This window comes from Sphingomonas sp. (assembly GCF_025362505.1).
GTDB lineage: Bacteria > Pseudomonadota > Alphaproteobacteria > Sphingomonadales > Sphingomonadaceae > Sphingomicrobium.
This window is the reverse complement of sequence record NZ_JANYGG010000039.1, coordinates 1-20,148: the sequence shown is the minus strand read 5'-3', so window position 1 is coordinate 20,148 and position 20,148 is coordinate 1. Positions and strand designations below refer to the sequence as shown.

22 protein-coding genes and 1 tRNA gene are annotated in these 20,148 nt (G+C 65.3%); 11 read left to right on the top strand and 12 right to left on the bottom strand.

The genetic code is table 11. The annotated features are described in order from the left end of the window. Positions 1-18 precede the first annotated feature (18 nt). Positions 19-95: transfer RNA gene (locus tag Q0R27_RS03165), tRNA-Arg, on the bottom strand. A gap of 61 nt (positions 96-156) precedes the next feature. Between Q0R27_RS03165 and Q0R27_RS03160 the strand changes: the two genes are divergently transcribed. Next, positions 157-879: a queuosine precursor transporter gene (locus Q0R27_RS03160; protein WP_293940817.1), complete on the top strand. Its 723-nt coding sequence runs from the start codon at positions 157-159 to the stop codon at positions 877-879. A gap of 36 nt (positions 880-915) precedes the next feature. Here the strand turns inward: Q0R27_RS03160 and Q0R27_RS03155 are convergent, their stop codons facing one another. Beyond that, entirely contained in the window at positions 916-1,131 is a 216-nt protein-coding gene (locus Q0R27_RS03155) for a PspC domain-containing protein (RefSeq protein ID WP_293940815.1), read from the bottom strand. Continuing rightward, positions 1,128-1,262 (bottom strand): hypothetical protein, encoded by a 135-nt coding sequence (locus tag Q0R27_RS03150; RefSeq protein ID WP_293940813.1) that lies wholly within the window; start codon positions 1,260-1,262, stop codon positions 1,128-1,130. Before Q0R27_RS03150 ends, Q0R27_RS03155 begins: the two co-directional genes overlap by 4 nt. Positions 1,263-1,479: 217 nt before the next feature. Between Q0R27_RS03150 and recF the strand changes: the two genes are divergently transcribed. Further along, a complete protein-coding gene (gene recF / locus Q0R27_RS03145) occupies positions 1,480-2,553 on the top strand; it encodes a DNA replication/repair protein RecF (RefSeq protein ID WP_293940819.1) in 1,074 nt (357 codons plus the stop codon). Between the two features lie 146 nt (positions 2,554-2,699). On the opposite strand, the gene Q0R27_RS03140 is transcribed toward recF, so the two are convergent. Further along, positions 2,700-3,386, bottom strand: coding sequence for an arylesterase (locus Q0R27_RS03140; RefSeq protein WP_293940811.1), 687 nt, complete (start codon positions 3,384-3,386; stop codon positions 2,700-2,702). 47 nt (positions 3,387-3,433) lie between these two features. Between Q0R27_RS03140 and Q0R27_RS03135 the strand changes: the two genes are divergently transcribed. The 6 genes from Q0R27_RS03135 (at position 3,434) to Q0R27_RS03110 (ending at position 11,407) form a co-directional block, all read left to right on the top strand. Next, the gene (locus Q0R27_RS03135) at positions 3,434-4,123 is read left to right on the top strand and encodes an ATP-binding cassette domain-containing protein (protein WP_293940809.1); all 690 of its coding nucleotides are present in this window, start codon (positions 3,434-3,436) and stop codon (positions 4,121-4,123) included. Further along, positions 4,120-6,714 (top strand): FtsX-like permease family protein, encoded by a 2,595-nt coding sequence (locus Q0R27_RS03130; RefSeq protein WP_293940807.1) that lies wholly within the window; start codon positions 4,120-4,122, stop codon positions 6,712-6,714. The genes Q0R27_RS03135 and Q0R27_RS03130 overlap by 4 nt, the downstream gene beginning before the upstream one ends. Positions 6,715-7,033: 319 nt before the next feature. Further along, a complete protein-coding gene (gene typA, locus Q0R27_RS03125) occupies positions 7,034-8,881 on the top strand; it encodes a translational GTPase TypA (RefSeq protein WP_293940805.1) in 1,848 nt (615 codons plus the stop codon). A 215-nt stretch (positions 8,882-9,096) separates the two neighbouring features. Further along, positions 9,097-9,780: a cell wall hydrolase gene (locus tag Q0R27_RS03120; protein WP_293940803.1), complete on the top strand. Its 684-nt coding sequence runs from the start codon at positions 9,097-9,099 to the stop codon at positions 9,778-9,780. A 138-nt stretch (positions 9,781-9,918) separates the two neighbouring features. Next, a complete protein-coding gene (locus tag Q0R27_RS03115; RefSeq protein ID WP_293940801.1) occupies positions 9,919-10,425 on the top strand; it encodes a response regulator in 507 nt (168 codons plus the stop codon). A 40-nt stretch (positions 10,426-10,465) separates the two neighbouring features. Continuing rightward, on the top strand, positions 10,466-11,407 hold the full coding sequence (locus tag Q0R27_RS03110) for an ion channel (RefSeq protein WP_293940799.1): 942 nt from the start codon (positions 10,466-10,468) through the stop codon (positions 11,405-11,407). Here Q0R27_RS03110 and Q0R27_RS03105 read toward each other — a convergent pair. Both Q0R27_RS03105 and Q0R27_RS03100 read right to left on the bottom strand, forming a co-directional pair. Further along, complete coding sequence (locus tag Q0R27_RS03105; protein ID WP_293940797.1) at positions 11,380-12,012, bottom strand: 2-dehydro-3-deoxy-6-phosphogalactonate aldolase; 633 nt, start codon at positions 12,010-12,012, stop codon at positions 11,380-11,382. The two genes, Q0R27_RS03110 and Q0R27_RS03105, sit on opposite strands and share 28 nt — an antisense overlap. Then, positions 12,009-12,893 (bottom strand): 2-dehydro-3-deoxygalactonokinase, encoded by an 885-nt coding sequence (locus Q0R27_RS03100; RefSeq protein ID WP_293940795.1) that lies wholly within the window; start codon positions 12,891-12,893, stop codon positions 12,009-12,011. The genes Q0R27_RS03105 and Q0R27_RS03100 overlap by 4 nt, the downstream gene beginning before the upstream one ends. 71 nt (positions 12,894-12,964) lie before the next feature. Here Q0R27_RS03100 and Q0R27_RS03095 point away from each other — a divergent pair, with 71 nt between their 5' ends. From Q0R27_RS03095 to dgoD, 3 genes are read left to right on the top strand one after another with little or no spacing between them, the layout of a single operon-like run. Beyond that, entirely contained in the window at positions 12,965-13,837 is an 873-nt protein-coding gene (locus tag Q0R27_RS03095) for an SMP-30/gluconolactonase/LRE family protein (protein ID WP_293940793.1), read from the top strand. Positions 13,838-13,878: 41 nt separating this feature from the next. Next, positions 13,879-15,177, top strand: coding sequence for a family 1 glycosylhydrolase (locus tag Q0R27_RS03090; RefSeq protein WP_293940791.1), 1,299 nt, complete (start codon positions 13,879-13,881; stop codon positions 15,175-15,177). After that, the gene (gene dgoD / locus Q0R27_RS03085; RefSeq protein ID WP_366079755.1) at positions 15,177-16,334 is read left to right on the top strand and encodes a galactonate dehydratase; all 1,158 of its coding nucleotides are present in this window, start codon (positions 15,177-15,179) and stop codon (positions 16,332-16,334) included. The genes Q0R27_RS03090 and dgoD overlap by 1 nt, the downstream gene beginning before the upstream one ends. Before the next feature lie 12 nt (positions 16,335-16,346). On the opposite strand, the gene Q0R27_RS03080 is transcribed toward dgoD, so the two are convergent. From Q0R27_RS03080 to Q0R27_RS03055, 6 genes are all read right to left on the bottom strand, one after another. After that, positions 16,347-16,664, bottom strand: a complete 318-nt coding sequence (locus Q0R27_RS03080; protein WP_293940788.1) for a hypothetical protein — start codon at positions 16,662-16,664, stop codon at positions 16,347-16,349. Between the two features lie 139 nt (positions 16,665-16,803). Next, the gene (locus Q0R27_RS03075) at positions 16,804-17,397 is read right to left on the bottom strand and encodes a hypothetical protein (RefSeq protein ID WP_293940786.1); all 594 of its coding nucleotides are present in this window, start codon (positions 17,395-17,397) and stop codon (positions 16,804-16,806) included. 33 nt (positions 17,398-17,430) lie between these two features. After that, the gene (locus tag Q0R27_RS03070) at positions 17,431-18,444 is read right to left on the bottom strand and encodes an ATP-binding protein (protein WP_293940784.1); all 1,014 of its coding nucleotides are present in this window, start codon (positions 18,442-18,444) and stop codon (positions 17,431-17,433) included. 52 nt (positions 18,445-18,496) lie between these two features. Next, complete coding sequence (locus tag Q0R27_RS03065; protein ID WP_293940782.1) at positions 18,497-18,919, bottom strand: hypothetical protein; 423 nt, start codon at positions 18,917-18,919, stop codon at positions 18,497-18,499. A gap of 45 nt (positions 18,920-18,964) precedes the next feature. Next, complete coding sequence (locus tag Q0R27_RS03060) at positions 18,965-19,306, bottom strand: hypothetical protein (RefSeq protein ID WP_293940780.1); 342 nt, start codon at positions 19,304-19,306, stop codon at positions 18,965-18,967. Between the two features lie 69 nt (positions 19,307-19,375). Continuing rightward, positions 19,376-19,906: a helix-turn-helix transcriptional regulator gene (locus tag Q0R27_RS03055; protein WP_293940778.1), complete on the bottom strand. Its 531-nt coding sequence runs from the start codon at positions 19,904-19,906 to the stop codon at positions 19,376-19,378. Positions 19,907-20,148 lie beyond the last annotated feature (242 nt).

Genomic DNA, 20,148 nt, shown 5'->3' with positions numbered 1-20,148 from the left:
CGGCGCGGGGCTGAAAATTGGCGCGCCCGGCAGGAGTCGAACCTGCGGCCTCGAGATTAGAAGTCACGTGCTCTATCCAACTGAGCTACGGGCGCGCGCAAGGTGATCCATAGGCAGGCTTTGCAGGCCTTGCAAACCGGGTTAAGTCCCCGTTCCATGACAACGACGCTCTCCCAGCTTGATGGCACCACCGGTGCCCGCCGCCACTTCCGCCATTTCGATTACATGATGGCGGCCTTCGTCGCGATCCTGCTGCTGTCGAACCTGATCGGGGCGAGCAAGTTGGCGTCGGTGCATGGCTACACCTTCGGCGCGGGCATCCTGTTTTTCCCGGTAAGTTACGTGCTGGGAGACGTGCTGACCGAGGTCTATGGCTACGCCAATGCGCGGCGCTGCGTGTGGACCGGCTTTGCCGCGCTGCTGTTCATGGCTTTCATGAGCTACGTCGTCGTCGCCATGCCGCCAGCGGCGGGGTGGGACGGACAGGCAGCTTATGAAAGCGTGTTTGGCAACACCTGGCGGATTGTCCTCGCCTCGGTGATCGCGTTCTGGGCCGGCGAATTCGTCAACAGCTTCGTGCTCGCCAAGATGAAAATCTGGACCGGCGGCAGCAAGTTGTGGACCCGCACAATTGGTTCAACTGTGTTCGGCCAGGCAGTCGACAGCGCGATCTTCTATCCGATCGCGTTCCTCGGCACCTGGACCAATGCGCAGGTGCTGACCGTGATGGTCACCAACTGGCTTCTGAAAGTCCTGTGGGAAGTGGTGCTGACCCCGGTGACTTATGCGGTGGTCGGGTTCTTGAAGACCCGCGAAGGGGTGGATGTATTCGATACTGGCACCGACTTTTCGCCATTCGCGAAAAGCCCGGCGGTTTAGGCCCCGTCCGAAGACGGGGCCCCACCGCGATTTGCCTCAATCGGCGATGAGGCCAATCACGAGGTAGACGATCAGCAGCGAGCCGAAGCCGAACACGGTTCCCAACGCGAAGCCGATGCGGACGAGATTTGCGTCCCAGCCAAAGAAATCGGCGATGCCCGAGCAGACGCCCATGAACTTGGCATTGGCTTTGCCCAGCCGGAAACCGCGGGCAGGAGCGACGGTGCGATCGTTGTGGTCGATCGAGTTCATGCGACTTCTCCGACATAAACGGTGGCATGTGCCGCCGAAGGGCTGGTTGCCGTGGCGGTCAGCAGTACGAGCGAAAGCATGAAGGCCGAAGCGGCGGCGGCGAGGCGGCTTGCGTAAGTAGCGTTGGTCATTGTCAGTCTCCTGGTTTGTTTGGTTCCGCCGAGATCGGCAGATGCCAGACTGATTGCATCGCCCGTGCCAATTTCGAAAAACCCCGCAATTTCAAGCTTTCGCACAGCTGAACGAAATCTTGCGCCAAGGTGAATGAACAACAATTGGGAAAATTCCCCAAGTTTCAGGATTCGTCTTTTGCGTGACACTGCAAGCCTGCCAACCTATCGCCCGGCCATGTCGCTTAACCGCATCAGGCTGACCCAGTTTCGCAACCATGCCGAGACCGCGCTTGATGGCACAACGCAGTTCAACTTGCTGGTCGGCGAGAACGGCGCGGGCAAGACCAACGTGCTCGAAGCGCTGTCGCTACTGGCGCCCGGCCGCGGCCTGCGCCGCGCCACGCTGTTCGATGTCGCGGCGCACGGATCCGAAGTGGGATTCGCGGTCAGCGTCGACCTTGGCGGTGCCGTTCAACTTGGCACCGGGACCCGGCCCGACAAACCCAGCCGCCGCGTCGTGCAGGTCAATGGTGCCGATATCCCGGCGGTCCAGCTCGGCGAATGGCTCAGCATCGGCTGGCTGACCCCGGCGATGGACCGCTTGTTCATGGACAGTGCGGGCGCGCGCCGGCGGTTCCTTGACCGGCTGGTGCTGGCGCTCGAACCGGGGCACGCGCGCCATGCGGCCAAGCTTGAGGCGAGCCTGCGCGAACGCGGGCGCTTGCTGGGCGAACCGGCCGAGCCCGATCCGCAGTGGCTGACCGCGATCGAGGTCCAGATCGGGGAGGCCGGCGCGGCGGTGGCGCAAGCCCGGGCGCGCATGATCGCGGCGCTGTCCGGCGCGCTTGAACGATTGCCCGAAGCGCCGTTCGCCCGGCCTGCGCTGGAATACCGCCCCGGCGGCCCGCTCGATTCTGCAGAACTGACCGCCGCCCTGGCCGAGGGCCGCCGCCGCGACCGGGCGGCGCAGCGCACCTTGGTGGGCCCGCACCGCGACGAGCTGGGGGTGACCATGGCCGGCAAAGGCGAGGAGGCCGCTACCTGTTCGACCGGCGAGCAAAAGGCGATGCTGATCGCGATTACATTGGCGCACGCCCAGCTATTGTCGCCAGATCGCCCCGGCGTGCTGTTGCTCGACGAGGTCGCCGCGCACCTCGATCCGTTGCGCCGCGCTGCTTTGTTCGAGCGGCTGGGCGAAGGCACCGCGCAGGTCTGGCTGACCGGGACTGAACTGGCCCCGTTCGAGGCGATTACGGATCGGGCGGCGGTTTGGCAGGTCAGCGGCGGGGCGGTGGAGCGGATCTCCTAAGGTCCTCTCCATTTTGCGAAGCTAAATGGGGAGGTGGCGCGCCGAATGCGTGACGAAGGGGTATCGGTGCCAGCCCTGACACCCCTCCGTAAGTCGCAAGGGCGACTGCCACTTCCCCATTTGCACTACGTGAAAATGGAGAGGATCTAGTTAGGCTTCTTCGGCAAAGCCCACGCCACCTGATCGATCGTCGCCGCCACCAGCTTGTCGATCCCGGGCAAGGTCGGGTGGATATGGTCGCCCTGGACCAGTTCCGGATGCCCCTGCAGCGGCGCGAGCCAGAACGGGACCAGCGTCGCCCCGTACTGTTTGGCCAGTGCCGGATAGATCGCATTGAACTGGCCCGCATATTCCTTGCCGAGGTTCGGTGCGGCGAGCAACTGGAGCAGCACCACGCGCACCTTCGCCGCCTTTAACTTGGCCAGGATCGCCTCAAGGTTTTTGCGCGTTTCCACGGGCGGAACCGCACGCAGCATGTCGTTGCCGCCGAGACTGATGATCGCCAGTACGGGTTTCGGTTTCGTGCCATTGAGCACAAAGTCGACCCGCGCGAGGCCATCGGCGGTGGTATCCCCCGAAACGCCGGCGTTGACGATCCGCACTGGCAGCCCGCGCGCCTTGAGCGCCGTTTCCAGATGCGCGGGATAACTCTCTCCTGGACCCAGCCCGTAACCTGCGAACAAGCTGTCACCCAGCGCCAGCATGGTCATCTCGCTGGCCACCGGTGCAGCAGAGACGGCGGCTGTGGGCTGCGGTGTGGGTGCCTGCGCTGATTCCTTGCATCCCACCAATGCCAAAGGGGTTGCAAGCAGCGCCATCAACTTCCATTTCATTCTGCAACTTCCTTCTGTCAGCCCTCTAGCTATGGCATCCCCGCGACGTGACAAGCCCCCTGCCCGCGATTGCGGCCCATAATCTTACCCTCAGCCTTGGTTCCGGCGACAGCGCGGTGCAAGTGCTGCGCGGGATCGACCTAACCGTGCCTTACGGCCAGACGCTCGCGCTGCTCGGCCCTTCGGGTTCGGGCAAGAGCAGCCTGATGGCGGTGCTGTCCGGCCTTGAACGGGCCAGCGGAGGAACCTTGCAAGTTGCGGGCGAGGATTTCTCGGCGATGAGCGAGGATGCGCTGGCCTTGGCGCGGCGCGGGCGGATCGGGGTGGTGCTGCAGGCGTTCCACTTGCTCCCGACCATGACCGCGCTTGAGAACGTCATGACCCCGCTTGAACTCGCGGGGATGCCCGATGCGAAGTCGCGGGCCGAGGCCGAGCTGGCTGCGGTCGGGCTTGGCGAGCGGCTCGGCCACTACCCGGCCCAGCTTTCGGGCGGTGAGCAGCAGCGCGTTGCCATCGCCCGCGCACTTGCCCCCAAACCGGCGCTGGTGTTCGCTGACGAACCCACCGGCAACCTCGACGCCGCCACCGGGGCGAGCGTGATGGACCTCCTGTTCGCCCGCCGCGCCGAGACCGGGGCGACCTTGATTGTCATCACCCACGACGCGGCACTGGCAGGGCGGTGCGAGCGCATTGTCACCCTCGCCGATGGCCGCATCGCGAGCGACGCCGCCGCATGACCCCTTGGCGCACCGCCTGGACCATTGCCCGGCGCGACCTGTCGGCGCGGTTCAAGGGGCTGCGGCTGCTGCTCATCTGCCTGTTCCTTGGCGTCGGCGCGCTCGCCGCGATCGGCACGCTGACCGGCGCAATTCAAAGCGAGCTGGCCAGTCGTGGCCGCACGATCCTGGGCGGCGATGTCGAGGTTGCGGTGTGGCAGCGTGCGGCCAATCCAGCCGAAAGCGCAGCCTTCGCCAGGGCCGGCAAGGTCTCGGGCGGAATGCGACTGCAGGCCATGGCCCGCGCTGGCGATCTGGCCGCGCCGGTGGAATTGAAAGCGATCGATCAGGCCTGGCCGTTGGTCGGGCAGTTCACCCTGCAGGACGGACGGAGCGCCGGGGCTCCGGCACCTGATACCGCTTGGCTCGCCGAAGGCGCAGCGCAGCGGCTGGGGGTGAAGCCGGGCGACTTCATCACGATTGGCAGTCTGCCGCTCAAGGTCGGCGGCATCATTGCATCGGAGCCTGACCGGCTGGGCGAAGGCTTTACGCTCGGCCCAGTGGTGATCGTCGCCGCCGATGTCCCGCAGCGTGCCGGGCTGACCGCGCCTGGCGCGATGTACCGCGCCAAATACCGGATCGCGATGGGGCCCGGCGGCGATGCGCAATCCTTTGCCGACCGGCTTAAAAAGCAATTCCCTTCGTCCGGGTTCGAATTGCGCACCCGCGACAATGCCTCCCCGGGGGCCGAGCGCTTCGTCAGCCGCATGGGCGATTTCCTCGTGCTGGTGGGCCTCGCGGCTCTGGCAATTGCCGGGATCGGCATCGGCGGCGGGGTTTCTTCGTACCTTGAGGCACGGCGCGGCAGTGTGGCGACCTTGAAAGTGCTCGGCGCAACCAGCGGCGACATTGCGCGGGTTTACCTGCTGCAAGTCGGGGTGGCGGCGTTGATCGGGAGCGGACTGGGGCTGATCGCCGGGGTGCTGGTAACGCCGATATTGGCCGCCGCGCTGGGCAGGCTGCTCCCCGTATCGCCGGGGCTGGTGTTCGATCCCGGCGCGCTCGCCAAGGCGGCGCTCTACGGCTTGCTGATCGCGCTGGTCTTCGCCGCGCCGCCGCTGCTGTCCGCGCGGCGCTTTCCGGCAATGGCGCTGCTCCGCGCGCGGGTTTCGCCGCTCAAACAAAGCTGGCGCGACGCGGTCCTGCCCGTCGGGCTGGGCATGGCGGCAATCGCTGCACTCGCGCTGCTGACCACCACTGCCAAGCTGGTGACCGCGTGGTTCCTCGGCGGCTCGCTCGCACTGCTCTTGCTGCTCGGCGCACTCGGTTGGCTGATCCGCTGGCTCGCCTCACGCTTGCCCCGCCCCAAGGCTCCCTTGTTGCGGATCGCGCTCGCCAACCTGCACCGCCCCGGCGCGCAGACCGCCGCCTTGGTCACCGCGCTCGGCTTCGGGCTTGCCGCATTTGTGACCCTTGCTGCGATCCAGACCAGTCTGGATGCCAACATCGCCGCGCGGGTGCCGCAGCGAGCGCCAGACTATTTCGTGCTCGACGTACCCAAGGCGCGCGGGACTGAATTTGTCGCGGCGGTGACCAAGGTTGCGCCCGCTGCGAAGGTGCGCCTTGTCCCGGCGCTGCGCGGGGCGATTCTGGCTTACGGCCCCCAGAACGCGATGATCCGCGTCGCCGACCTTAAGGAGATCCCCGAAGAAGCCTGGCCGCTGCGCGGTGAGCGCGGGCTCACCTATTCGGACGACATTCCTGAGGGCAACGCCGTCACCGCGGGCAAATGGTGGCCGCGCGCTTACACGGGCGAGCCATTGGTCTCGATCGACGAGAAGCTGGCTGCGGCGCTGAACCTGAAGCTGGGTGATCGGCTGACCATCGGCCTGCTCGGGGTCGAACGCACCGCGCGGATCGCCTCGCTGCGCCGGATTGACTGGGATTCGATGGGCTTCAATTACGTGCTGGTGTTCAGCCCCAACGCGATCGAGGACGCGCCGCATAACCTGGCTGCGACGATCACTCTTACCCCCCTCCCCGGCGGGGAGGGGCTGGGGGTGGGGGTTCAACACCAGCGTCCAAACACCCCCACCCAGCCTCCCCCTCCAGGGGGAGGAGCTAAGAAGGGGGAATTACTGCGCAGCCTCGTGCGCGCCTTCCCGGCGAGTTCGGTGATCGAGGTCGGCGGAGTGCTCACTCAGGCGCGCGACTTGCTGCGCCAGGTCAGCCTGGCGATCCTTGCTGCGGCTTCGGTCGCGGTGCTGGCGGGGATCGCGGTGCTGCTCGGCGCGATCGCCGCAGCGCGCACCGCGCGGGTCTATGACAATGTGATCCTGCGCGTGCTGGGGGCAAGCCGGCGGCAGCTGCTGGTGCTGCAACTGGCCGAATATGCCCTGCTCGCGACCGTACTTGCCGGTGTGGCGCTGGCGCTCGGCAGCGGGATCGCGTGGTTGGTGGTGGTCAAGCTGTTCACCTTTGAGTGGTTGCCCAACTGGACCGAAGTTCTGGCGGTGCTTGGCATGGGACTCGCGCTAGTAATCGGCTTCGCCCTGGCCGCTTCACTCCCGTTGCTGAGAGCGAAGCCGGCGCAGGCGCTTCGGGAGCTTTAGGGCTTCTTGCCCGATTTCCTACTTGCGGCGCCTTTGGTATTCCGGCGCGATGCCTGCAACTGATCCGGAGCTGTCACTTTGTCCAAGCAACACAATAACCCTGCCCGTTGCCAGCCCTATCTTGCTGCTGCGCAAGCTTTTGAATTCACCCGAATCCGAGCAAAGATTTTTTGCCCTTGAACACTGGTCCAAGCGGTCCAGCCATCTGACACCTGCACCGCGCCACCAAGCTTGCCCCCGCGCGCCCTTTGGGCTACGGGCGCGGCGAATGTTGCGGCGCAGCACAAGCGTCGCCCTCCCCTTTTCCGAGAGTTATTGAATGTCCGCTCAGCTTCCCCTGCGCAATATCGCGATTATCGCGCACGTCGATCACGGTAAAACCACGCTGGTCGACCAGCTGTTCCGCCAGTCCGGCACGTTCCGCGACAACCAGCGCGTCGAAGAGCGGGCGATGGATTCGAACGACCTCGAGAAGGAGCGCGGGATCACGATTCTCGCGAAGTGCACCTCGGTCGAGTGGCCGGGCGCCGACGGCACGACGACTCACATCAACATCGTCGACACCCCGGGCCATGCCGATTTCGGCGGCGAGGTCGAGCGCATCCTGTCGATGGTTGACGGCGTGATCCTGCTGGTCGACGCCGCCGAAGGCCCGATGCCGCAGACCAAGTTCGTCACAGGTAAGGCGCTCGCGCTCGGTCTCAAACCGATCGTCGTCGTTAACAAGATCGACCGCCCCGACGCCCGCGCGTCGGAAGTGCTCGACGAGGTGTTCGACTTGTTCGTCCTGCTCGAAGCGAATGACGAGCAGCTCGACTTCCCGGTGCTCTACGCCAGCGGCCGCAACGGCTATGCCGGCGAGACCGACGATGTGCGTGAGGGAACACTCAGCCCACTGTTCGAAAAGATTGTCGAGCATGTGCCCGCGCCTTCGGCCGATCCCGATGGGCCGTTCAAGTTCCTTGTCACGCTGCTCGATCGCGACAATTTCCTCGGCCGCATCCTGACCGGCCTGGTCTCCTCGGGCTCGATCAAGACCAATGCGCCGATTCATGCGCTGAGCCCCGAAGGCAAGGTCGTCGAGACGGGCCGCGCGTCGAAGATCATGGCGTTCCGCGGGCTCGAGCGTGTCGCGGTCGACACGGCCGAAGCGGGCGACATCATCTCGATCGCTGGCCTGACCACCGCGACCGTCGCCGACACCATCGCCGACCCATCGGTCAGCGAACCACTCCACGCGCAGCCGATCGACCCGCCGACGCTGTCGATGCGCTTCTCCGTCAACGATTCGCCGATGGCCGGGCGTGAAGGCACCAAGGTTACCAGCCGGATGATTCGCGACCGCCTGTTCCGGGAGGCCGAATCGAATGTCGCGATCAAGGTCACCGAGTCTGCCGACAAGGACAGTTACGAAGTAGCCGGCCGCGGCGAACTGCAGCTCGGCGTGCTGATCGAGATGATGCGCCGCGAAGGCTTCGAGCTTGGCATCAGCCGTCCGCGGGTGCTGTTCCGCGAAGATGAGAACGGCAAGAAGACCGAGCCCTACGAGACCGTCGTGATCGACGTCGATGACGAATATTCGGGAACGGTCGTCGAGAAGATGGCCGGCCGCAAGGCTGAGCTGACCGACATGCGGCCGTCGGGCGGCGGCAAGACCCGCATCACCTTCTCCGCCCCGTCTCGCGGCCTGATTGGCTATCACGGCGAATTCCTGTCCGACACGCGCGGCACGGGCATCATGAACCGACTGTTCGAGCGCTATGGCCTGCACAAGGGCAATATCGAGGGGCGCAAGAACGGCGTGCTGATCTCGAACGGCGCGGGCGAGGCGAATAATTACGCGCTTGGGCCGCTCGAGGAGCGCGGTATCTTGTTCGTCGCGCATCAGGAGGCGCTCTACGAGGGCATGATCGTCGGGGAGAATGCCAAGACCGGCGACCTTGAGGTTAACCCGATGAAGGCCAAGCAGCTAACCAACTTCCGTGCCAGCGGGGGCAAGGACGATGCGATCCGGCTGACTCCGCCCAAGCGGATGACGCTCGAGCAGGCGATCGCCTATATCGACGAGGACGAGCTGGTCGAAGTCACGCCGACTTCGATCCGGCTACGCAAGATCCACCTCGATTCGAACGATCGTAAGCGCGCCTCGCGGGCAAAAGCCGCTTAAATCAATAGGTTCCGTGTTTCGTCCCGCGTGAGGCTCGACTCAGCGCCAATTGCTTGTGGCGTGGCAGCGACTGTTTATGTGCAGTGAAGCAATGATTTGAGCGAGTGGGCCCAAGGCAATTACGCTTAGGCTCCGGGGCGAGACGGACGCACCCCTCGACGACAAGCGCTCCGGGCGCGAGGCGAGGCAGGCGGCCGCACGACACAGAGTTTGATTTGACCCGTTTTCTGGGAGCCCGCGGCGTCGCCGCGGTCGGTGCCTTGTTGTTGTCGCTGGTCAACGGTTCGACCGATGCCTTGAGCCAGGTGCATATGGTTCTGCCTGTGGCGCAGAATTTCGATCTTCGCAGCCAAGGGCTGGTCGCGGCCACCCCCTCGGCGTCGGTCATTGTCCTGGTGCCGGCGCCCCGCTTGACCTTGCCGTCGGCGAGATCGGCGTCTGCCGCTCGCGTGACCGTCGCGCCGGTCACCGTTTCCTCTTCGTTGCCGCTCTCGGCCTTGGTCGATGCGAACGGCCTCGGCGAACTCGACGAAGAAGCGAGCTGCCTCGCCACCGCGGTCTATTTCGAAAGCAAGGGCGAGCCGCTCGAAGGCCAGCTTGCCGTCGCGCAGGTCGTCATGAACCGCGCCGCGTCGGGCCGCTATCCATCGACGCTGTGCGGTGTCGTAAAGCAACGCGCCCAATTCTCGTTCGTCCGCAATGGCGCCTTCCCGAGCCTCGACCCGAACTGCGATGGATGGCGCAAGGCCCGCGCGATCGCCCGCATCGCCCAGAAGCATATGGTCGCGACGGTGCCGACCGATGTCCTTTGGTATCACGCCAATTATGTCGTGCCGCGCTGGCGCCAGGCGCTGGTTAAGGTCGAGCAGATCGGCCAGCACATCTTCTATCGAGCCTGATCCCAAGGTCGTTCCCTCGCTTCGGCCCTGCCTCGCCCCGCTTCGTCGATAACCATCCCGTTAAGGGATTCGCAGCGCGGCGTCTTGGCGTCACCCTGTGGATAAGTCTTTGAAGCGCAACGAGGAGGGGCCTGCGCGATGCTCAAGATCCTGATCGTCGAGGACGACCGCCAACTGGCAACCACGCTCAAATATCTGGTCGAGGACAATCCGCGCTACCAAGTGGTGGCGATTGCCGACGATCTCGACACCGCGCTCGACGCCGCCGCTGCGCATCGGCCCGAACTGGCACTGGTCGACCTCCGCCTCGCGAACGGTACGACCGGCTTCTCGGTCGCGGTTCGCCTCGCCGACGAGGACATCCCGGTGCTGTTCGTGACGGGCAAGGCGCCGGACTTTCCGATGCCCGACCTTGCACTCGGCTGCCTGATGAAGCCGTTTACCGCCGAGGATGTCCACCGCAGCCTGGCGATGGCCGAGGACATCATGCGCGGCCGCGAGACCTTCCGCCAGCGGGTGCCGCGCAACCTCACGCTGTACGATACGACGGTCGAGCCCGACCCAGAGCCCCAGCCCGGTTTCATCCCCTCGCGCCGCTCGCTGAAGACGCGGCTCGAGCACTGGATCGCCGGCACCCAGCATTAGCCCGCTTGGGCATTGGCTACGGTCACGCTAAGTCGGCGCGATGAGTGACGAGAACGCCCCGACGTCCATGACCAGTCTGTCGCGGATGATCAAGTCGGACACGCAGCTTCTGGTCCGCCCGCTGGGCACGCCGCGGTTTCGCGCTCCGGACATGTACCACCAGCTTTTGCGGGCATCGTGGCTGCGGCTGACGTTTTACTTCCTGACTACCTTCTTCCTGTTCAACTGCCTGTTTTCCGGGCTGTTCATGCTCGATACGCACGGCTTCACCCACCCCGATCCGGTGATCGACGCGCCGCGCTTCTGGCAATTCTTCTTCTTCTCGATCGAGACGGTGGCAACCGTCGGTTATGGCAACATGGTACCGCTGTCGCTCTATGCGAACATCGTCGTCGCGGTCGAAATCTCGCTCGGCATCCTGTTCTTCGCGCTCGTTACCGGGATCATGTTCGCGCGTTTCTCGCGGCCGACCGCTCGAATCCTCTTCTCGAAGGTGGCCGTGATCGAACCGGTCGAGGGTGTCCCGACATTGATGTTCCGCGCCGCCAACCAGCGTCATAACCTGATCTTCCAGGCGGCCGCCTCGGTCTCGGTGCTCGGCGACGAAACGGTCGAGGGAAGCCGCATGCGCCGCTTCCGCGACCTCGCGCTGGTCCGCGATGCCAACCCGATCTTCACGCTGACATGGACGATCATGCACCCGATCGACGAGGACAGCCCGCTGCACCAATGGCTCGACAGCCGCGAGGCCCCCGAGGGCTTCGAAATCATCGTCGTGTTGTCGGGGGTCGACGAGCGCACCGGGCACACGATCCACGGCCGCTGGGCCTACACGCCGCGCGACCTGCGCTGGAACGCACGGTTCGTTGATATCCTCGGCAAGGACGAGCATGGCGTGCGGACGGTGGATTATGGCCGCTTCGACGAGGTCCGCGACCTTGCCGAGGGAAAGCCTCAGGTCGAGGCGAGAGCCCGGACATAGGCGCGGGCCTGGGCGGCGACTTCGTCACCCGACTGGCCGGGCTTGTAGACCCCCGATCCGAGCCCGAAGCCGTTCGCCCCGGCCTGCAGCCACGGCCCCATCGTATCGGGCGATACGCCGCCGACGATCAGTAATGGGAGGTTCTTCGGGAGCACGGCGCGCTGAGCCTTGACCATCGCCGGGCTGGCCGCCTCCGCCGGGAACAGCTTGAGCGCGGTCGCCCCCGCCTCGATCGCGGCAAGGGCTTCGGACGGGGTGAAATAGCCGGGCGCGGAGACCAGTCCGGCCGTGGCGGTGGCGCGGATCACATCAGCTTTGGTGTTTGGCGACACGATCAGCCGCCCGCCGGCCTGGCGGACTTCATCGACTTGTGCGGGTTGCAGGACCGTCCCCGCGCCAACCAGTGCCCGCTCACCCATCCGCGCCGCCAATCGCCGGATGCTCCCGAGTGGATCGGGCGAATTGAGCGGAACCTCGATGATCCGGATGCCCGCGGCGAAGATCGCCTCGCCGACCGCCTCGACCTCGTCCGGCGTGACGCCGCGGATAATCGCGACGAGCGGGCATTCGTCGAAATAGCGATGGAACAGGTCGGACGCGGTCATGCCATTCTCCTTGCGACTTCCACGATGCCAGCGAGGAAGGCTTGTTCGCCGTCGACCTCGTGGGCGGCGCGCCCGGCCTCGCCGATTGCCACCGCGTAAAGGCGGGTGAGTTCGAGTCGCCCGATGACCGTGACCTCGCCGCGCCCGTCTTTCAGGCCGGTGCAGACGTCCGCCCCGATCAACAGTCCGCTGGTGAAGCTCGCCGCATCCTCGGCGCGGGCTTCGCCGAGGAGGACACGCGCGCGCACCGCGAACAGGTCGGCGGTCAGCGCACCGCCCTTCAGGCCTTGCCGGACACCGGCACGGAACGCTTCGTCGGGCTCTACGGACGATTGCAGCCAAGCGGCCAAAATACCATTCTGCTTGAGCAGGTTGAATAGCTCGCCGGTCATGATCGTGCGGAACGCGGTGATCCGACCACCTTCGAGCGACACCCATTTGTTGTGCGTCCCCGGGTGACACGCCAGACCATCCTTAGGGATCAGCCCGCGCGCCACCGCGCCGAGCATCTGAACTTCCTCGCCGCGCATGACGTCGGCGCGGTCGCCGGCGAGATAGGACAGGCCGGGCACGATCGCCGACCGTCCGGGCTCGATCCAAACCACGTTCGCCGCCAACTCGTCGAACCCGCCGGGGCAGGGGACGTAAGGCGCTTCCGCCCATCCCTTGTTCGACCCGACCATTCCGGCAAGCAGCATCGGCCAGTCGCCGAGCCGGTCACGAATCTCCGCTACCGCCGCCGGGAACCCGCCCGTCACGATCGACAATACGCCGCAGTCGTCCTCGAACTCGGCATCAAGCCGCCCCTCCGCCGCTACCCGATAGGCGCGGCGGTTGGTGGTGCCCCAGTCGACCGCGATAAAGCCTGATTGCCCGAACATTCGCATCCTCAACGCAAGAGACGGCGCATCGCCTCTTTTAATCTGCAGCGCGGCGGCTATCGATGCGCGGCATGTCCCCCGCTATCCGTCTTGTCGCCGATGTCAAAGCCGTGCTTGGCGAGGGACCGGTGTGGGTCGGGCGCGATGCGTCATTATATTGGGTCGACATCAAGGGCCGCCGTCTGTTCCGGCTCGACGATGCGGGCCTCAGCGAATGGGCAACTCCGATGCGCGTCGGCTCGATCGCTCCGCGCGCGGCGGGCGGATTCGTCACGGGGACCGAAGATGGTTTCCAGCTGCTCGAGATCGACGGCGAAAGGCTCCGCTTCAGTCTTCTTGGCAATCCGGAGACAGACCTCCCTGACAACCGCTTCAACGATGGCAAGGTCGACCGCGCCGGACGCTTCTGGGCCGGAACGATGGACGACCGGGAGGAGACATCGCTCGGTTCGCTCTACCGGCTCGACGCCCAACGGTGCGTCGTCAAGCTCGACGAGGGCTATGCAGTAACCAATGGTCCCGCGTTCAGCCCGACGGGCGACGTCATATATCACACGGACTCGGCGCGCCGCACGATCTACCGCTTCGCGGTCGCCCCCGACGGGTCGCTCGGCAGCCGCGAGACCTTCCTCCATTTCACCGGGGCCGAGGGCTATCCCGACGGGATGACGGTCGACGCCGACGGCTGCCTTTGGGTCGCCTTCTGGGACGGTTGGGCGGTTCGCCGCTTTTCACTGGCAGGCGAGTTGCTCGCGACGATCGAGGTTCCGGTCCAGCGCCCGACCAGCGTCGCCTTCGGCGGCCCGTCGCTCGACCGGCTCTATATCACCTCGGCCCGTATCGGGCTCGACGAACCCGCGCTTTCCATGCAACCTTTGGCAGGCGGACTGCTTATGCTTAAACCCGGCGTCGTCGGGATCGCCGAGTGCCCGTTCGCGGGCTAGCCTGGCCGACGTCCTCCCGGAGATCCAATATCGCCAATTTCATGTTCGCCACCGGGATCGAGAATAGCATCCCGACCATCAAGAACGGCACGGTCCGCATCGATCAGATGACCGCGTCGGACCATTATCGCCGGTGGCGGGAAGACTTCGACTGCGTCCAGGAAATCGGCATCACCTTCCTGCGCTACGGCCCGCCGCTGCATACGACGTGGCTCGCGCCGGGCCGCTACGACTGGGAATTCGCAGACATCACGCTGGCCGATATCAAGCGCCGCGAAATTACCCCGATTATCGACCTGTGCCACTTCGGCGTCCCCGACTGGATCGGTAATTTCCAGAACGGAGACTTCCCCGCGCTGTTCGCGGTCTATGCGGCCGCCTTCGCCGAGCGCTATCCGTGGGTTCAGCTCTACACGCCCGTGAACGAGATGTTCATCTGCGCGGTCTTCTCGGCCAAATATGGCTGGTGGAACGAGCAGGGGACGACCGACAAGACCTTCGTCACCGCGCTCAAGCACATCGTCAAGGCGAACGTCCTCGCCATGACCGAAATCCTCAAGCGACGCGCCGACGCGATCTTCATCCAGTCCGAAAGCTCGGAATATTTCCACGCCGACAGCCCGGCCGCGATCGGCATGGCCGAAGTCATGAACTCGCGCCGCTTCCTCAGCCTCGACCTCAACTACGGCCGCCGGGTCGACAGCGAGATGTACGAGTATCTGATGGACAATGGACTGACCCGCGAGGAATATCATTTCTTCCTCAACAACCGGCTGAAACAGCACTGCATCCTCGGCAACGACTATTACATGACCAACGAGCATCGCGTGTTCGCCGACGGTCATACCGAGGCGTCGGGCGAGGTGTTCGGCTACTCGGAAATCACCCGCCAGTACCACAATCGCTACCGCGTCCCGATCATGCACACCGAGACGAACCTGCGCGAAGGCCCGACGGGGCAGGAGGCGGTGCAATGGCTTTGGAAGGAATGGGCCAACGTCCTGCGCCTGCGCAACGTCGGCATCCCCACGGTCGGCTTCACCTGGTATTCGCTGACCGACCAGGTCGATTGGGACACCGCGCTTCGCGAGCAGAACGGCAACGTCAATCCGCTCGGGCTGTTCGACCTCGACCGCAAGATCCGCAATGTCGGGGTCGCCTACAAAAAATTGATTGCCGATTGGCGCGATGTGCTTCCGGCCTCGTCCGTTTGCCTCGCCGTGCCGATCGTCCCGCCGTCGCAGACCAGCTGGCCGGGGACGCGGGTGCAGGCCGCCGCGACCGCTGCCGTTGCTGGAACCGGTGAACAGCCCCAAGTCTCCAATCCGGACGACGCATGATGAGCATCCCGCCAACCACCATCGCCCGCATCGAAACCTTCCTCGTGCCCCCGCGCTGGCTGTTCGTGCGGATAGAATCCGCCGACGGCGCGGTCGGCTGGGGCGAGGCCAGCCTCGAAGGGCATGGCGAAGCGGTGATGGGCGCGTTCGAGCCGCTGCGCGACCGCTTCATCGGTCACGACCCCGACCGGATCGAAGACATTTGGCAGGTTGCCTATCGCGGCGGCTTCTATCGCGGCGGGCCGGTGTTGATGTCGGCGCTGGCCGGGCTCGAGCAGGCGCTGTGGGACCTCAAGGGGCACCGCTACGGCCTGCCCGCGTGGCAAATGCTCGGCGGCCGGGTACGCGACAAGGTGCGGGCCTATGCGTGGATCGGTGGCGACCGGCCCGGCGAGATCGGCGAGGCGGCAAAAGCCCGCCGCGGCCAGGGATTCTCGGCGGTCAAGATGAATGCTACTGCCGAGCTCGACTGGCTCGGTACGCCGAAACTGTTCGACGCGGTGGTCGAGCGGGTCCAGGCGGCGCAGGCTCAGGGGGTCGATGTCGGCCTCGACTTTCACGGTCGCGTCCATCGCCCGCTTGCCAAACAGCTTGCCAAGGCGCTCGAACCGCTCGGGCTGCTGTTCATCGAAGAACCGCTGCTGTCCGAGAACCACGAAGGCCTCGCCGACATCGCGCGCATCACCAGCACCCCGATCGCGCTCGGCGAACGACTGTACTCACGCTGGGACTTCAAGCCGTTCTTCGAGAGCGGCGCGGTCGACATCATCCAGCCCGACCTGAGCCACGCGGGCGGCCTGCTCGAATGCCGCAAGATCGCGGCGATGGCCGAAGCCTATGATATCGCCGTCGCGCCGCATTGCCCGCTCGGCCCGCTGGCGCTTGCCGCCTGCCTCCAGCTCGCCGCCTGCACGCCCAATGTCGCGATCCAGGAAATGAGCCTTGGCATCCACTACAACACCGGCGGGCACGACCTGCTCAACTTCATCACCGACAAAGAAGTGCTGTCGCCGACAGACGGCTATCTGCCGATCCCGGAAAAGTCCGGTCTAGGGGTCACCATCGATGAGGCGGCGGTGCGCGAAGCCGCCCGCGAACCTCACCGCTGGCGCAACCCGGTGTGGCGCCAGAAGGACGGCAGTTTCGCCGAGTGGTGAGATTGGGTGGCCTCAGGCCGCGTCGCGCAGCCGGTCGTCGTCGCGTCGCGAAGGGATCTGGTCGAGCGCTTTCTGAAGCCGTTCGATCTCACGCGCATCGGCGCTGAATTGGGCGTGCTCGTAGCGCACGTCGAGCGCGATCTCCTCTTCGGTCAGTTCGCGGAAATAGCTGATCGACAGCCGCCGCCCGAAGATGTCGTCGCCGCGTAGTTTGAGTTCGGGCTCCGCATGAGGGTCAAGATCGTCGCGGATGGCGACCAATGTCTTGATCAGCATGTCCAGCGAAGTGTGGTCGCTGATCTCGATGAATTCCTTGGCACGACGGCGCATATCGACCTCCCCCGACACAGCGTCGGGATGTGATGAGTCATGTCGAGTCGCGACACAACCGCTAATCGTGACGTCATCGGCCCGATTGCGTTGCGAACCGGTGAATAGCGCGTTCATGATGCAGTCGGGTAACACTCGTTCAGGGAAAAGCGACCGCGATCACTGCCGACAGGTCGGCTGGATCGAGCCCGTCGATCGGAACGTCGAGATGCGGTGCGACGGTCAGTCCGCGCACCGCCCCTCCGCGTCCGAAACCAAACGCCAGGATGCGATAGCCGTGACCGATCCGAAGCACCGCCAAACCCCCTGGAAGGGCGGGAACGTCGGGATCGGCGATGATCACGGCATGAGCGGGGAGCCCGGGCCCGAGGGTCGGCGCGCATACCCTGAGCGCGAAGGCGTTCGGTCCGGCGTGGCGCGGCGCTTCGACGGTGAGGCCACCGACCGGGATTGGCGCGATCAAACCCCCGACCAGCGGCGATCCGACGACCGCCAGCAGTCGCGTCTGGAGCCCGTCACCTTTCTGGTGAACTGGCTCATCTTCGCCAAGCTCGCGCCGCAGCACCGCCATTCGCCGCGAGACCCGGGCCAGCTTGCGGTCGGAATTGTTCAGCGCGAGCAGCGTCTCGGCCAGCCCGCCGGACGCGAACATGTGGTCGACGAGGGCGAACTCAGGATCCTGGTCGAATTGGCCAGGCGCGGAGAGGATTAGCGTGGCGTCGATTGCGCGCATCGTCCGCGGCAGGCGCTCGCAAGGCGGAACGCCTTATGTGGCGGGGTCTTCCAGCAGCGGGAACGAAACAATGACTTCGGTGCCTTTTCCGACCTGACTGCGGATGTCGAGCGTTGCGCGGTGGCGTTCGGCGATGTGCTTGACGATCGACAGCCCGAGCCCGGTGCCGCCCGAATCGCGGCTGCGCGCGGCGTCGACCCGGTAAAAGCGCTCGGTCACTCGGGGCAGGTGTTCGAGAAGGATGCCGTCGCCCTCGTCGATCACGCGAAGGACGGCGCGGCGGTTTTCGACGCGTGTCGTCACCCTGATCGCCGTGGCTTCGCCGATGCAGCCGTAACGGACCGCGTTGCCGACTAGATTGTCGGCGAGCTGGAGCAGTTGGCCGAAATCCCCCGCGATCGGACCGGCGGGGTAGAGGTCAACCTCGATCGCGCATTTCCGCTGGCGGGCGAGCACCTGGCCGTGCTCGGCGGCGATCCGCGCGATCTCGTCGAGCGACACCGCGTCGGTCGGCGGCACGAAACGGTCGGCCTCGATCCGGGACAGGCTCATCAGATCCTCGACGATCCGCAGCATCCGCCGGGCCTCGCCGTGAATCGTCGTGCCGAACTGGATTCGCAGGGCTTCGTCGATCGGCCCCGTTTCAGCGAGCGTCTCGGAATAGCCGATCATGGTCGTCAGGGGGGTTCGCAGCTCGTGGCTGGCGTTGGCGACGAAATCGACCCGCATCCGCTCGGTCGAACGGACCGCCGACCGATCAAGCAGGCGAACCAGCTGGACGCCCTTAGGCAACGGGCGAACGCTGATCGTCCACGGCTGTTCGCGCCCATCGAGCGAGCTTAGCTCTCGCTCGCCGCCACGACCCGCGAAGATCAGCTCGAGCGCATCGGGGTGGCGCAGCACGAAGCGCACGTCGCGGCCGACAATGCGCTCGCCGAGCACGGCGCGCGCGGACGAGTTGGCCGCTTCGACGCGTTCCCCGACGACGACCATCGCCGGTTCCTCGATCGCGTCGAGCAGGGCAAGCGAGAGTCCGGGAAGCATCATCCGGTCGCTTGATAGTCGGTCAGCCCGGTCGTGGGCCAGCCCCGTAATTGGGTTAATATTCGCTGGCCATGCGGCGGCGATGCGATCGCCAGGTGCCGATCGCCAAAATAAGGAGGATCGGATAGCTCCAGAACGTCAGCGCCGCGCCATAGGCCTGGGGCAGCAGCGACCAGTCGATCGCCTTGAGCAGATGCCCGACCAGCGTCGTCAGCTGGAACCCGGCGACCCACAGCGGCCAGAAGCGCTGCGAAAAGAGCGCGATCGCGGTGAAGCCGACAAGCGTCACCAGGTCGACGAGGACGACGCCGACTTCGACCGACGTGTAGCGCTCTGAGACGGGGGACAGCAGAAACTGGGTCAGCGCCACCGCGGCAAGGCAGATGAGGGCGACGACGCGGCTGTCGCGGTCACCGCGCCACAGCGCGTAGCCGGTGGTGGCGAACAGCAACAGGGAGAACAGCAGAATGCGGCTCATGGCGACAGTGCCGGGCGGAAAGTGCTCTGCCCGGCCCCCTCCAGATCAGGCAACGATGCGCAGGTCGGCGCTGGCCTTGCTCGGCGGGCATTCGGCATCGCCGAAGCTCGTCGTGCGCAGGCCTGGGACGGCGTCCTTGGCGGTGAGCAACGCTGCGTGGCAATCGCCCATCCCGCCGCGCGCTTCGACCAGCGCGGTAAAGGCGCCGGCAACATGCTGGAGCGCGTCATGGCCGGTGCGAACCCCGACCCCGGATATACTGCGGGCGCGCATCATGCGGCCCTGGAGTTCGGCGATTTCGGAGAGGGCGGCGTCGATCACGTCCTCGACGGTGCGAACCTGCTCGGCGACTTCGAAAGCGGCATTTTCGATCATCTGTTTGCGCATGTCTTTTCCTCTGCCCCGACGCATCACGCGCCGCGGCTGGCTGGGCCAGGGCGGAGGTAAGGTCGGTCGTCAGTGACCCAGCATCCGCGAGAGGCTTTCCAGGCCGGCGAGATACATTCCCGCCGAGAAGGTCGAGCCGACCGCGATGATGATAATCCAGGTCAGCCGTCGGCCGACACTCATCTCGTTCCTGGGATTGCTCCTGGTGGCGAACGGCAAAACCAAAGGGGACCGGGGTTGCGACCCCTGCTCGGTTTCGGAGCCGGTTTCCCCGGCCCCCCCTGCACGATCAGCGTGCCGAATCTGATGACTGATCGCCCCCTCTTGCTGGTCGTCATCGGACACTGCGGCAATGTACGGCGCTTGATGTATCAATCGTTGATAGGGTCCGGTCTCCTGCGCGACGAGGCGCGCGGCCTGGCTGCGGCGTTCGACGCCGAGCACCTGCAGCGCGCCGCGAACCCGCTGGTCGACGGTATGGGACGAAATGCCGAGCTGCGCCGCGATCTCCTTGGACGAGAGGTGCTGTGCGACGAGACGCAAGCAGTCGAGCTGTCCCTCGCTCAATCGTCTGATCCGCTCGGCCGCCGGATCGCTCATCCCGACCAAATTCCTCAATGCACGTGCCGACGTTGCCATAGAGAGCCCCCGCCCAGATGTTAACAGCTTTGCAACCCGTCACCGGCGCACCGCACACAAACGCTTTCCAAGGATACAAAGCATTCAGATGTCAACGGATAACGCGATGTTGCACAACCTGTTATAACTACCGTGACTTTCGCCTGTCATAGTGCAGGACGCTCGCTCGCGACGGGCGCAGGACGGCGATGGTGGAGAGGGCT